This window comes from Streptomyces sp. NBC_01477 (assembly GCF_036227245.1).
Lineage (GTDB): Bacteria > Actinomycetota > Actinomycetes > Streptomycetales > Streptomycetaceae > Actinacidiphila.
The window spans coordinates 3861963-3874306 of sequence record NZ_CP109445.1 but is presented as its reverse complement, the minus strand read 5'-3'; the positions used below and the strand labels follow the sequence as shown (position 1 = coordinate 3874306).

13 protein-coding genes are annotated in these 12344 nt (G+C 66.4%); 5 read left to right on the top strand and 8 right to left on the bottom strand.

What is annotated here, in order from left to right; translation table 11 throughout:
* Nucleotides 1–78: 78 nt before the first annotated feature.
* Nucleotides 79–447, bottom strand: coding sequence for a protein kilB (locus OHA86_RS16040; RefSeq protein WP_329176042.1), 369 nt, complete (start codon nt 445–447; stop codon nt 79–81).
* Nucleotides 448–1022: 575 nt separating this feature from the next.
* Between OHA86_RS16040 and OHA86_RS16035 the strand changes: the two genes are divergently transcribed.
* Both OHA86_RS16035 and OHA86_RS16030 read left to right on the top strand, forming a co-directional pair.
* Nucleotides 1023–1859: a GntR family transcriptional regulator gene (locus tag OHA86_RS16035; protein ID WP_329176041.1), complete on the top strand. Its 837-nt coding sequence runs from the start codon at nt 1023–1025 to the stop codon at nt 1857–1859.
* Nucleotides 1860–1869: 10 nt separating this feature from the next.
* The gene (locus tag OHA86_RS16030; RefSeq protein ID WP_329176039.1) at nt 1870–2397 is read left to right on the top strand and encodes a nucleoside deaminase; all 528 of its coding nucleotides are present in this window, start codon (nt 1870–1872) and stop codon (nt 2395–2397) included.
* A 113-nt stretch (nt 2398–2510) separates the two neighbouring features.
* On the opposite strand, the gene OHA86_RS16025 is transcribed toward OHA86_RS16030, so the two are convergent.
* The 4 genes from OHA86_RS16025 to OHA86_RS16010 form a co-directional block, all read right to left on the bottom strand.
* Entirely contained in the window at nt 2511–3656 is a 1146-nt protein-coding gene (locus OHA86_RS16025) for a hypothetical protein (RefSeq protein ID WP_329176037.1), read from the bottom strand.
* Nucleotides 3653–4165 carry a DUF4365 domain-containing protein gene (locus tag OHA86_RS16020; protein ID WP_329176036.1) on the bottom strand — a complete coding sequence of 171 codons (513 nt, stop codon included), beginning with the start codon at nt 4163–4165 and terminating at the stop codon, nt 3653–3655. Before OHA86_RS16020 ends, OHA86_RS16025 begins: the two co-directional genes overlap by 4 nt.
* A 785-nt stretch (nt 4166–4950) precedes the next feature.
* Nucleotides 4951–5622: an SMI1/KNR4 family protein gene (locus OHA86_RS16015; protein WP_329182428.1), complete on the bottom strand. Its 672-nt coding sequence runs from the start codon at nt 5620–5622 to the stop codon at nt 4951–4953.
* Between the two features lie 193 nt (nt 5623–5815).
* Nucleotides 5816–6214, bottom strand: a complete 399-nt coding sequence (locus tag OHA86_RS16010) for a tyrosine-type recombinase/integrase (protein ID WP_329176034.1) — start codon at nt 6212–6214, stop codon at nt 5816–5818.
* A 204-nt stretch (nt 6215–6418) separates the two neighbouring features.
* On the opposite strand from OHA86_RS16010, the gene OHA86_RS16005 reads away from it, so the two are divergent.
* Both OHA86_RS16005 and OHA86_RS16000 read left to right on the top strand, forming a co-directional pair.
* The gene (locus OHA86_RS16005; RefSeq protein ID WP_329176031.1) at nt 6419–7459 is read left to right on the top strand and encodes a hypothetical protein; all 1041 of its coding nucleotides are present in this window, start codon (nt 6419–6421) and stop codon (nt 7457–7459) included.
* A gap of 125 nt (nt 7460–7584) precedes the next feature.
* Nucleotides 7585–8142, top strand: coding sequence for a Uma2 family endonuclease (locus OHA86_RS16000; protein WP_329176029.1), 558 nt, complete (start codon nt 7585–7587; stop codon nt 8140–8142).
* A 330-nt stretch (nt 8143–8472) separates the two neighbouring features.
* Here OHA86_RS16000 and OHA86_RS15995 read toward each other — a convergent pair whose 3' ends face one another.
* Both OHA86_RS15995 and OHA86_RS15990 read right to left on the bottom strand, forming a co-directional pair.
* The gene (locus OHA86_RS15995) at nt 8473–9165 is read right to left on the bottom strand and encodes an HAD family hydrolase (RefSeq protein WP_329176027.1); all 693 of its coding nucleotides are present in this window, start codon (nt 9163–9165) and stop codon (nt 8473–8475) included.
* A 34-nt stretch (nt 9166–9199) separates the two neighbouring features.
* Nucleotides 9200–9835: a TetR/AcrR family transcriptional regulator gene (locus OHA86_RS15990; protein ID WP_329176025.1), complete on the bottom strand. Its 636-nt coding sequence runs from the start codon at nt 9833–9835 to the stop codon at nt 9200–9202.
* Between the two features lie 156 nt (nt 9836–9991).
* Here OHA86_RS15990 and OHA86_RS15985 point away from each other — a divergent pair, with 156 nt between their 5' ends.
* Entirely contained in the window at nt 9992–10954 is a 963-nt protein-coding gene (locus OHA86_RS15985) for a zinc-binding dehydrogenase (protein ID WP_329176023.1), read from the top strand.
* Nucleotides 10955–11090: 136 nt separating this feature from the next.
* Here the strand turns inward: OHA86_RS15985 and OHA86_RS15980 are convergent, their stop codons facing one another.
* On the bottom strand, nt 11091–12092 hold the full coding sequence (locus OHA86_RS15980) for a transporter substrate-binding domain-containing protein (RefSeq protein ID WP_329176022.1): 1002 nt from the start codon (nt 12090–12092) through the stop codon (nt 11091–11093).
* Between the last annotated feature and the right edge of the window lie 252 nt (nt 12093–12344).

Genomic DNA, 12344 nt, shown 5'->3' with positions numbered 1-12344 from the left:
CGCCGTTCATGGTGGGAGTGCCCCGGACCCGATTCGATCGGGCGCCGTCACGGCAGTGCCGGGGCTTTGTGCAGGTGGTCAGAGCAGCGCGGCAGTCGCGGCAACGAGCCGGTCGCAGGCGGCGATGGCCGCATCCCGGCCGCCGTCCAGGGCCGCAGTGTCCGGCGCCTTCCTCAGCGCGTACGTCGCATCGGCCGCGGCCTGCGCCAGCGGCGCCAACTCCGGCGCGAGGACGACCACCCGGGTCAGCGGGCCGGTGATCGCAGAACGGGTGACATGGCTCTCGCCGCGCGCCGCCGCATACTCAGCCGACGAACTGCCCCGCAGCCGGACGTCTTCGCGAACCCACATCGCCCGGCGGTGATCCGCCAACGCGGACACCAGATCAGTCACCGCAGCAAGACGCTCACGTGCCCGGTCAGCCAACCGGGCTTCGGCCCGCTCCACACGCGCGCCTCGCTGCTGCAAGACATACGCCAGAGCCGAGCCAGCAAGAGTGCCCAGGATGGCTAAGACAGTGCTCCACATGCGTACTACCTCCAAGAGAAACGACCACGAGCAGCCACGGCCCGTGACCTCTGCTTTTGCACGGCAGAGGTCAGGGACTGTGGTCACTGGTGCAAGGGCTTCACCGGCCGGCCGTTGCCACGGCGTGCCGGTCCCGAACCCTCCTCGGGTGCGCCATCTCTCTGCCTGACACAAGAGCAGGGCAGCTCACGTCCGGTGGCACCCGCGAACGGGCGTTTCCCCAGAGCCGACGTGCGGTGCGTACCGGGCCGACGCCCGGTACCGCTGCCAACGAACCTCACCCGGTCGTCACGGGAACGGGACTCTCACCCGTCACAAGCTCACTGTTCAGTTCTCAAGATCCAGGCGCTTCCTTAGGACCCCTGTCACCGGACCCTCTGGGCGCTGGTTCGCGGGTTTGTGGGCAAACCCTCGAACTGACCATGACGGTAGACGCTCCAGCCGGACGGCGCAAGACGTTTGCCCACAAACCCTCGAACTGCGATCCTGGAGCCATGGAACCCCAGCCCACGGCCGTATCGCCGCCGATCCACCTCCGCATCGCCGACGACCTGCGCATGCAGATCGAGCGGGGAGACCTCGCTCCAGGGGCCTCACTTCCTACGCTCGCCGACATCTGCGAGCGCTACTCGTGCTCCATGAACTCAGCCCGATCGGCCATCACATTGCTCAAAGCGCAGGGGCTGATCACGGCAGGACGAGGAAGAGCGCCGGTCGTCCGCATCCCGCCGGGCAAAGTGGTGAGGTCTTCCGAGCGGCACCAGGCCGAGAAGGATCTAGCACGCCGACCGGCGAGCGAGCGGGCCGGTATAGGAGAAGCCGAAACAAACCTCAACATGTCAATCGTCGATCAGGTCTTCGACTCGACCTATGACACGATTACCGCTGGCTCGCAGCTTGCCGAAGTATTCGGAATTGCGACATCGGATTTGCTGCTGCGGCGCCGCTACATCTCAAAGGACACTCGGACAGATCGGCTGTTGTCGTTCAGTACGTCGTACATGCCAGTGTCGCTCGTCAGCTCCAACCCTGACCTGATGGATGAGACTAAGGAGCCGTGGCCAGGCGGCACACAGCATCAGCTTTCGACGGTCGGCGTGGAGATCATGTGCATGGTCGACCAGGTGACGGGCAGGATGCCCACCACAGTGGAGGCGCAACAGTGGGGACTTCCGGATGGCGTTCCGTTGCTCCTGTGTCGCCGGATCTCACTAGACGCCAACAACCGAACGGTCGAAGTATCCGACGCTGAGTATCCTGCCGACAGAACCGAACTCAGATTCATTACTCCGCTGAAGCCCTGGCGAAAAAAGGCGAGCACCAAGTCGTAAAGCGTTCCAAGTGAGAGCTGAAAGGAACACCGTGGCAAGGGAACTAATCCAGGTAGACCAAGAATTCCTTATGCGCGCGATCGAATTGTCGCGCCGTTCCTTGGAAGACGAGGGGAAGACTCCGTTTGGTGCCATCGTTGTGGTTCGGGGCGAGATCGTGAGTGAAGGAACTAGCAGTGTCGTGGAGTTGTCCGACCCAACAGCGCATGCCGAAGTGATGGCCCTTCGCGGCGCGGGGCGAAAGCTTGGACGCCACTTGCTTGAGGACGGCGTCATGTATGCGAGCAGCGAGCCGTGCCCCATGTGCCTGGTTGCCTGCTACTGGGCTCGCTTGCCGCGCATCGTGTTCGGCGCCACAAGCCACGATGTTGCTGTAAACGGCTTCGAGGACTTGCAGCTCTATCGCGAGCTGACATACCCAGCCGAGAGCCGTTCGCTTCGAGAGGACGTGGCTGGCGGGAGCATCAGGGAACAGGCTGTCGAAGTGCTCCAGTCCTGGTCTGAGGCGTTGCCGGTACCGGTAGTCCCTAAGCTCTAGGTACAGGCCGGCGGCGATGGGCTCAAGGTGGGATGTCACAGTACGTCGATCTAGCAAGGCTCTGCCAACGCCGTGGCGGTCCCCGCAATATCGGGGACGCCGTAGGCGGTTGCCTAAATTACGTCATCAAACGAGGAAACCGACCGGTCAGCGCTAAAAGAGCGAACTTTCATCGTTGCGCCCTTGCCCGGAGTATCGTCAAGGGTTCCAGTAACTACAACTGGCCGCCGCTCTCCGTGATAAAGAGCAGCGCGGCGATAGGTTTGCAAGTCGAGTGTGAACGACACCATTCGACTTTTGCCGTGAATCGCGGTCTCCATGTGCACGGTTCCCTTATCTTCGTTTTTCGATAGGGAAAGTCTGCGAATTACGCCAAAGACGACCTGTTCCGTCGGCGTCTTCGATTTCTTCAGCTTCGACTTTACTTCATCGACCGCCAAGACCGATTCGTTGGTGAACTCCACGTGATCCCGTAGGTCAACTGGCACTGGAGCAGCAGGCGCCCACTTGAAGGAAACATCGAAAGTGGATACCCCCTGCTTGATGACGCCTAGAACGGCACTGCAAAGTTCGCTAGAGACGCCCTCATCGACCGAGCTAATGATGTCGTCAGTGGAGGGCAGTCGATCTCGCACTGTTGTCATCTCAGCTAGCGTCTCAAGTGCGCGCGACAGGGTAGTAAGAACCCGTCGATCAAATCTCTGATCATCGGACTGTATGTCGAGTCTTGGCTCATCGCGCCTGTACTCAATCGCGGCACCAAAGCGAGCGTTGCTGATGATAGGCACAACATACGAGCCTGGTCGTGTTTGCCCAAGGCGCAATCGTCGCGCGTGATCATGAGCAGCATGTGGGATGGATCGGCCGTAGTATCCCTTACGGTTTATCGTCGCGGCAGCGGCTGACACCATCAATCTGTTGGCAGAGTTGAAGAGATTTATTCCCGCACCCAGAGGAATTGTTCCGTCCGCGATCTCGTCGCCTTGCGCCCTTAGGTCAGTCACGTCAAGGAACTGCCTGAGGATCTCTTGTTCAATCTCACTGGCATTCCGATTTTCCGTCTGCGCAAGTTCGCGAGTCAGCACTTGAACTGTCCGGTTAAAATCTGGGGCTGTTTCAACCTTTGGCACCATGACTGTGACGTTCTCGTCAAGCAGATACTGCCAGATCTCTGCGAAATCTCCGGCTAGTGAGCGTCGCCAACCCGAGCGGGCGAGGTAACTGACTACCTCGGGGAATCCGAAGTCGGAGTGAATCATTTGAAATCTCCCTCCGGCGCGTTCGGAAAGAGCCTCTTGAACGCGTAATCGAACATCTCGTCAATGCCGAGGGAATCGATGCGCTGCGATTTTGGCAAGTGGAGCGTTTTGCTATCGACATTCCCGGGGTTCGGTAGGTCTTGGACGCGTGCCCAGTATCCCGAGCACCTCATCAGGAGATCCTGTTGACTGTGAACGAGCCAGTCGTCAAGATCTCGCTCAACGACCACCAACCCGAGAAACCCCGCCGAACTCCGGTATGGGTCACGGAGCTTGTTATAGGTAGGCGCATCGAGCGAGAAGGAGTAGGTCTGCCCGTCGCTAAGCAAGGTTGCGGCATGCGTGCATTTCATCTGAAGGTCCACGGTGATGTGGTTTCGCTTCAGAGTGACGTCAACGCCATCCTTGTCGACGTTCCAGGCTGCAATGGTGCACCCGGCGTGGGTGGCCACAGCGGAAACGTAAGCAAGGCTGATCTGCTCTTGTTGCCATGTCTCCGGGTCCCCCACGCGCACTCCCTGACTGCGACTATGGGGACCATAGCGTGCGCCCTGCCGGCAATGCGAACGGATCATGTGGTTTCGGCGAACCGTACGCGCACAACCTGCTACATGATGGTCGATAAGCGACATATTCACCTACCTCCGCATAGCATCCTATTGGAACATCTCGGGCAGCACTTATGCGTTATCCTCGCACGCCCGTACGACAGTCGCAGTGGTGTAGGCCACTTCGGGTGAACCGCCAGGTCGGAGGATGCCTTGCTAACGGTGCCAGGGACCTCCGGGTATCGGTATGAGTTCCAGCCCATACCCTGTTCCATGCGCTCTTGGGGGTACCTTGCCTCGCCCGGCGGAGGAGTTTGCCCGATGTGGGGAAACTGGCATCTAGGGATGTTCAGCGGGTAGCCGGCTCGTCGGCATCACCCTCGACAACCGCTCCCAGCTCCCGGCGGTGAGTCTCCGAGTGTCGAGCGGGTCTCCCGGTCTCAGTCATGGTCTCGGTTGGCTAGTTGTCCGCCCCGTTCCCCTGTCGTCCACCCTGTGCCGCACGACTGCGTGACCTGCGGCTACGGATGTCTGTGGACTATCGCGGAGCAAGATCGGACAACTTGTAAAGCGTAGGTCGTCGGTTCGAACCCGACAGGGGGCTCTTTTTCTTGCCTGGTGAGGGCACTCCTCCCCGCCCCCGGGCGGCGGGCCGGGGCGCCCGGCACACGTTCAGCGCACATCGCGCCGGCTCGCGCGGCGCGGGGACGGCTGGCCGAGACAGGGAAGCCGGGCTCCCTCGTCGGTTATAGGAGTGCTGCTTCGCGGCGCTCAAGCCAGGTGAGGTACCAGGTGCGGAAGGTGTGGGGGTTTCGTTCAGCGTCGACGTACGGTCGGAAGGGCGGGTTCGGTCCGTCGTCCCGGTGGCGGAGTTCCCCGCGGTGCGGGCCGACGAGGATGAGCCAGCCGGTCATCGCGCATCCGTTGTCACTGATGAGGATCGCGCCTCGACCGCGGTCCAAGAAAAAGACGTTGTCGCCTTCGTCGCCGAAGGCCCGGCGGTAGTCGTCGAGGTAGTCGTCCTCCGCGTCTCGGGTCGTGGGTTCGAAGCCGGCGGCGCGAAGTGTCGCTATCTGCCGGTCGGGCCAGTCCTGGGTCTCGACGAACGGTCCGGTGGGGTCCAGCAGCCAGGGACGCTCCTCGTCGTCGTCCCAGACCCACCCCCATCGCCCGTCGATCCGGCGTAGCGAGGTGAGGTGGAGTGCCGGTCCAGGGCCGCCTGCGCCGACCTCTGCCAGAAACGTGCGGTACTCGTCGGGAAGCCCGACGCCGAGGTGTGCTTCGACCTCGGCGATCTCAGCGAGGGTCAGGACCGGCTCGAAGAGCTCGTACCCGAGCGGTCCGAAGCCGCGAACCCGATTCTCGGCCTCCGCCACTGCGATGACCCGTTCCCTGACTCCCGACCAGCCCACCTGCATGCTCACGATCCTCCGTCAACGGCGAGAGGATGACGGTACTTCCTGCCGCTGACATCACGTGTGGTCTTCTGGGCTGCGCGTGAGGTCTCGCGTCCCTGCTGCTCCGTGTCCAAATGTGGGGGGTGACGTTCCAGGTAATACGGCCAGCGCCCGCTTCCCGCCAGCGACGTGGGCGCGGGCGCCGACGGTTGTCTCAGGAGCTCATCGACCTTGCCTCTGCGAGCTTCGCTTTCGACGCCTCGCGCTCTGCCTCGACGGTCCCGTACTTCGCCTTGGCGAGGAGTATGGCCCGGCGCTCGTCCAGCTTGTCGGAGACCTCGTCTAGACGGTCGGGGAAGAGGTGGCCGTAGACGTCGAGGGTCAGGGTCGCGGACTTGTGGCCGAGCATGATCTGGATGACGTCCACGTCGGCGCCGCTCGCGATGGCGAGTGAGGCGGCGGTGTGCCGCAGCTTGTGCGGGGTCAGGTGGAGGTGGTCGAGTCCGGCCGCGCGGACCGCCGGGTCGAAGAAGCGGCTGCGGAAGTTGCTGATCCGCAAGGGGCCGTCTTGGGGCGCGGTGAAGAGGAGCTGGTCCGGCGTGCGGCCCACCATGTGGGCGGTCAGTTCGTCGAGGAGGAATCGGGGGAGCGGTGTCCTGTCTCGGATAAGTCCGGGCGTGGCAGGTCCCTGAACTGCAGTGCCCGGACTCGGCTGAGACGTTGAGAGCCGATGCGTCTCACTCAAGCCCGGGCATGTCTCGGAATCGTCCTGGTGCGCATGCAGGCGGCCGGAGGGGCGATCGTAGACTCGCGCGCCATGGAAGAGATCTTCAGGCTTGGAGAGATCAGCTGCCCATCGGGGGTTCTGGTCATCGTTGACGGCGGTCATCTGGGGTTGTGGAGCGGTGAGCGGTCGCCGGCGGAGATCGATCCTGCTCTGCTTGGCGTTGACGACCCGGTGATGGCTGCCGAAGTGCTCAACTCGGTCGACTTTGCCGTGGTCGGCCCGGATGCCTCGGCAGCGGCCCGCGGCTTCGACCGGCAGCCAGGTGCCATGCTCCACGACATCCCTGCCTCCCGGGCAGCGGAGCTTGGGGCGATGTTCGAAGAGCACTGCCGGGCTGCTGGCCTGGACGCCCGTCTGGAGGCCGTGCCGGGCCGCGAACCGCATGCCCAACGCGTGCGCCGGACTGCCACTGAAGGCGGTGGCAGTTTCCTGATGTTTGGGGTGCCCGTCGTCGCAGTGGGAGGGATGCCCCGTGACCGTCATCTGCCAGTGTTGGCTTCGCGGCTCGACTTCGGTGACGGTATCGGGCCGCGCTGGTCAGAGATGTCGGTTCGGATGAGCGATGCCCCAGCGGAGTCATCCGTGCTGCTAGGTAACATCGGCGTCGACTGGGCCCGGGTGCTCTTCGGCGATGCCGATGCTTTGAATGCCTGGCAGCACGACGAGCCTGTGGACGGCTTGGCCGACGTCGCGTTCTGGGGTGCTGCCGCAGAGGAAGCAGCCGCGATGTTCGCAGCACCGGAGCTGGGCGAATCCGGTGAGGACGGTGTCCGCGGGTGGACTGGGCTGGCGGTGGCGGAGGCGATGGAGAAAGCTCGCGCTGTGCAGAGCTGGAAGGAGGAGACCGGGCGCCGCATGGTGGTGGACTTCCGGCCCCACTCCCATCACTGGCAGGTCATGCGACAGATTCGCGCCTCTGAAGTCGAGGTCGGAACTGTGGATGTCGGCGACGCCCGAATGCTCTGCGCGATGACGAGCTGGGGCGACGGCTACTTTCCTGTGTCGGCTGACCTGGATGGGGCGGGCGCTGTGGTCGCGGTGCGGGTGAGCTTCTCCGACGCGACTGCGTAGCCGTTCAGCTTCCGTGGCGTCCTGTCTCAGATGAGTCCGGGTAGTGCAGGTTTCTCACCTGGGGTGCCCGGACTTGGTTGGTATGTTTGGGTCTGAGTTGTTCGGACGAGTCCGGGTATTTCGGTATGGGCATATGCCGGCAGGGCGCCTTCGCGCTCCTCGACGAGGCCCGCAGGAGTTTGCCGGACGGGTTCAAGGCCGAGATCTCGGGCGACATCGTCGTCATGATGGTCGGCCCCTCCGGCATCCGTCAGCGCAATCTCCTGGTGGTCAGGCGCCAGTTCGACGCGCACAGCCCGAGTGACCTGGTGCCGAGCGAGAACACGGACCTCGTCACCCCAGGGCTGGGCAAGAGCCGCAACCCCGCCCTGACGTACCTGCCGGCCGCCGTCCTGGAGACCACGGACAACCAGGTCCCCGCGGAGACCGCGGCCATCGCTGTCGAGCTGGTCTCGCCGTCGAACCCTGAGAACGACTGGGTGGGCAAGGTCAGGGACTACCCGGTGATGGGAATCCCGCTGTATCTCGTGGTGGACGCCAGGCTGAAGACCGTCACGCTCTTCAGCCTCCCCGACGGCCGCAAGTACCATCGCCGCGAGGACGCCGACTTCGGTGAGAGCCTCCACATCCCCCAACCGTTCGGCTTCGAGCTGGACACCGCGACGCTGCTGCCGTACGCCTGAGCGCACGCCTGTCCAGCACGGATGCGGCACAGCTGGGCGTGGAGACCTCAGGGGAACCACTGGCATATGGCGAGCGCGGTTTGTGCTGCTCAGCGGCATATCGGCGGCATCTCCGCAGGTCAGCGAGCCGCCCCGAGGGATCTTGTCAAGCGTAGGTCGTCGGTTCGACTCCCCGGCGTGAGGTGTCGGGCCGGGAGTGCCCCGCGCACATTGCCTTCGGTTCGCGGCTGCGGAGAGACGCGGTGCCCCCTGGGCGTCGGCAGGTGGGTAGGACCCCGACATGGCGTAGGCGGCTCGTCCACCGGCCACGTACCCGGCTGGCCGGCGGGGTCAGGCTCCTTCGACGGTCTCCAGGAGGCGCAGGACGCGGGCGGTGTCGGTCAGGTCGGGGAGGACGACCGGGGCGCCGGCCGCGGTGAGGGCGGCGGGGGAGTCGGTGCCTGTGGAGACGGCGATGATGTGGGATCCGGAGGCCAGGGCGGCGGCCACGTCCTGGGGGGTGTCGCCCAGGAGGACGACGGGGGTGGTGGCGGGGAGGCCGCGGGTGCGGTGGACGCGGTCGCGGGCGACGGCCACGAGGTCGGGACGGGCCTCGGCGTCGGCGCCGTACGCCCCGACCGCGAGGTCCAGCAGGGGGTCCAGGCCGAAGGCCGCCAGTTTGAGGCGGGCGTTGGCGGCGATGTTGCCCGTCAGGACGGAGGACACCCAACCGGGCCGTACGGACGCCGCCTTGAGGGCCTCCCGGGCCCCGGGCAATGCGGCGCCCCGCGTCCGCAGAGTGGCGAGCCGGTCCTGGCCGGCCCGGGACAGGGCGGCTTCGACCCGCGGCCACTCCGGTTCGGCCGCGCCGTTCCGCGCGAACATGTCCCGCATGACCAGGCGGTCGGTACGGCCCTGCGTGACCGGCGGCTCCAGCGGACGGCGTCCCGTCACCGTCTCGTACGCCGCCGCGTAGATCTCCTTGCTCACCCCGCCGTTGTCGATGAGCGTGCGGTCGATGTCCCACAGGACGATCAGCGCCATACGGGCAGCGTAGGCCCGGGCCGCCGCGGCGCCGTCACAGGTCGGTGTGCGGCACCGCCGCCGCCAACTGTGCCGCCGGCGGCAGGGGCGCGTGCTGCGGGGACGTCCGGAACGCCTGGATCGCGAGCGCGGCGAAGCGGCGGGAGGCCGTGACCCGCGCGGCCGGCGAGGTGGCGTGGATACCGCTGTTGGCCATCAGCACCAGGATCAGGTCGTCCAGGACGAAGTCGGGGCGCAGGCGGCCCGCGGCTTTGGCGCGGCCGGCCAGTTCGGCGACCGAGGCCAGGGTGTGTTCGCGGCCCGCGGCGAAGTCCATCGCGTGGGGGAAGGCCGACATGAAGGCCGCGGTGAAGCCCCGGCTGCGGGCGTGCAGCTCGCAGACCTTCTCGATCACCAGGCAGAAGCCGTGCCACGGGTCCGGGTCGGCGAGCCCCTCCTCGACGATGGTGTGGCACGCGGACAGCTGGTCCGCGAAGGCCTCCGTGGCCAGCAGCTCCTTCGTCGGGAAGCGGCGGTACAAGGTGGCGGGGCCGACCCCGGCGCGCCGGGCGATCTCCCGCATCGGCACGTTCAGGCCTTCGGCGGCGAAGACCTCGCGGGCCGCGTCGAGGATGCGCTCGCGGTTGTCCTGGGCATCGGAGCGCAGGGTGTGAGGCAAATGGTCGGTCACCGCTCTCACTTTAGCCAAGCGGACGCCGGCGTCCGTTAGCGTCCGAAGGGCGACGATCCCGTCCACGACCCCGTCCACGACCCCGTCCACGGCCACGTCCGCGATCACCTCCGCGCACATGGTCAGGAGCCGGGGCACCACAGCAAGGAGACGACCTTGAAGGCAGTCGCGATCGAGGCGTTCGGACCTCCGGAAGGCCTGGCGGTCATCGACATCCCCGTCCCGGCCCCCGCCGCCGGACAGGTGCTGATCGCCAGCGAGGCGATCGGCGTCGGCGGCGTCGACGCGGTGATCCGGCGCGGCGTGCTCGCCTCGTACGGCTTCCAGGAAGGCCACATCCCCGGCAGCGAGGTGGCGGGCACCGTGACCGCGGTCGGCGACGGTGTCGATACGTCCTGGGTCGGCCGGCGCGTGTGGGCGGCCACCGGGCTGGGCGGCGGCTACGTCGAGCAGGCGGTCGCCGCCGTCGAGGAGATCCTGCCGCTCCCCGCGGACCTCTCCGCCGCCGACGCGGTGACGCTGGGGAGTTCAGGGGCGGTGGCCCACTTCGCCCTCGCCCACGCCCACTTCGCGCCTGGCGAATCGGTGCTGGTGCGCGGCGCGGCCGGCAGCATCGGGATCATGGTGGTCCAGCTCGCGGCCCGCGGCGGGGCCGGCGCGGTGGCGGTCACGACGTCGTCGGCCGGGCGCGGCGACCGGCTGCGCGAACTCGGCGCGACCCATGTGCTGGACCGCTCGGGCGCGGGCGGCGAGGACGCTCCCGCGGGCTACGACGTCATCATCGACATCGTCGCCGGCGCGGACATGCCCGCCTTTTTCGCCAGGCTCCGTCCGAACGGTCGCATGGTGGCCGTCGGCGTGGTCGCCGGCCCACCGCCGGCGGACTTCGGCATGGCGATGGTGGCGGCGTTCCAGAAGTCGCTGACCTTCGCCACCTTCAGCACGGACACCGTGCCCGGGGCCGAGCGGCGTGCCGTGCGGGCCGAGCAGTTCGCCGCCGCGGCCCGCGGTGAACTGCACACGGTGGTGCACGAAGCGCTCCCGCTGGAGCAGGCCGTCCTGGCGCACCGGAAGATGGACGCGGGCGAGGTGTTCGGCCGGATCGTACTGACGCCGTAGCCGCCGCCGGTACGGCCGGGCGCGTGGCCCTCGCGTTCGCTCGGCTCGCAGCCGAACTCCCCGCCCCCGCACAACAGCGCGCGGAGGGCGGGGAGTTCGGCGTAACCGGCCGACGCCGAAGCGGTCAGCGGCAGACTCAGAAAGTGGGCGTCGGGTTCAGCACCGACTGGGGGATACCGCTGCCCGGCAGCGACCACTTCGCGAAGATCTTCGCGTAGTCACCGCTGGCGATCAGCTTGTTGACCGCGTCGCTCAGCGCCTTGGCGATGGGCGAGTTCTTGGCGGTGACGAAGCCCACAGGGGTGGTGCTGATCTCGCCCAGGAACTTCGTGTTCGGCACGTGCGCCGACTGGTACTTCACGCCCAGCGTCGGACCGAAGCTGACCTGCACCTTGCCGTTCTGCAGGCCGAGCAGGATCGTGCCGTTGTCCGCGTAATACTCCACCTTGTACGGCTTCTTGCCGATCGCGGCGCACTTGCCCGCGCCATCGGTCAGGATCTGCTGGAAGGTCGAACCGGGGCTGGTGGCGATGGTCAGGCCGCACAGGTCGGTGAGCTGCTTGACGGTGTCGACCGGCACGTCCTTGGCGGCGAGGAAGGACTGCCCGTCGTTGAGGTAGGTGGCGAAGTCGACCACCTTCTCGCGCTCCTTGGTGGCGCCGAAGTTGTCCTGCCCGACGTCGTAACGGCCGTTCTGCACACCGGGGATCACGGTGGGGAAGGTGCCGTACTGCACGTCCCACCGGACGCCGAGCACCTTGGCGACGGCCTCGCGCAGGTCGACGTCGAGGCCGACCTGCTTGCCGTCCACCTCGCCGCCGTGCGGCAGGCCGGTGAGGCCGGGCGTCTGGCTGGTGCCCAGGATCAGCTTGCCGCTGTCGCGCACCTTGGCGGGCAGTTCCGCCTTCAGCGCCGGGTCGGCGGCGATGCCGGACAGCACGTCCTGCGTCGGCACCCCGTTGGAGTCCGCGGCCTTCGCGCCGGGCGCCGCGGAGCCCTTGCTGCTGCTCTTCGGGGTGCCGGAGCCGTCGGAGTCGGAGGAGCTGCCGCAGGCGGCGAGGAGGACAAGGCCCGCGGTGACGGCGGCGGTGGCGGCCAAACGCGGGATCGGGCGGCTGAAACGGCTTTCGGTGCTCACGGGGGTGCCTTTCACCAGGGTGGAGCGTGCGGGTGGAGCCAGGAGGAGCTGCGGGCCGGCGGCGGCGACGGCTGCGCAAGAGGGCGCTGCGGAAAAGCTGCGGAAAAGCTGCGGTAGGGCGGCGGGAAAGCCGCGGGAAAGCCGCGGTAAGGCGGCAAGGGCAAGAGGACGGCGGCAGGGCAGGAGGAAGACGGCAGGGAAAGCGGAGGGCGCCGACGAAAGGCGGCAGGCGTCGGCAAAGAGGTGGCGCCG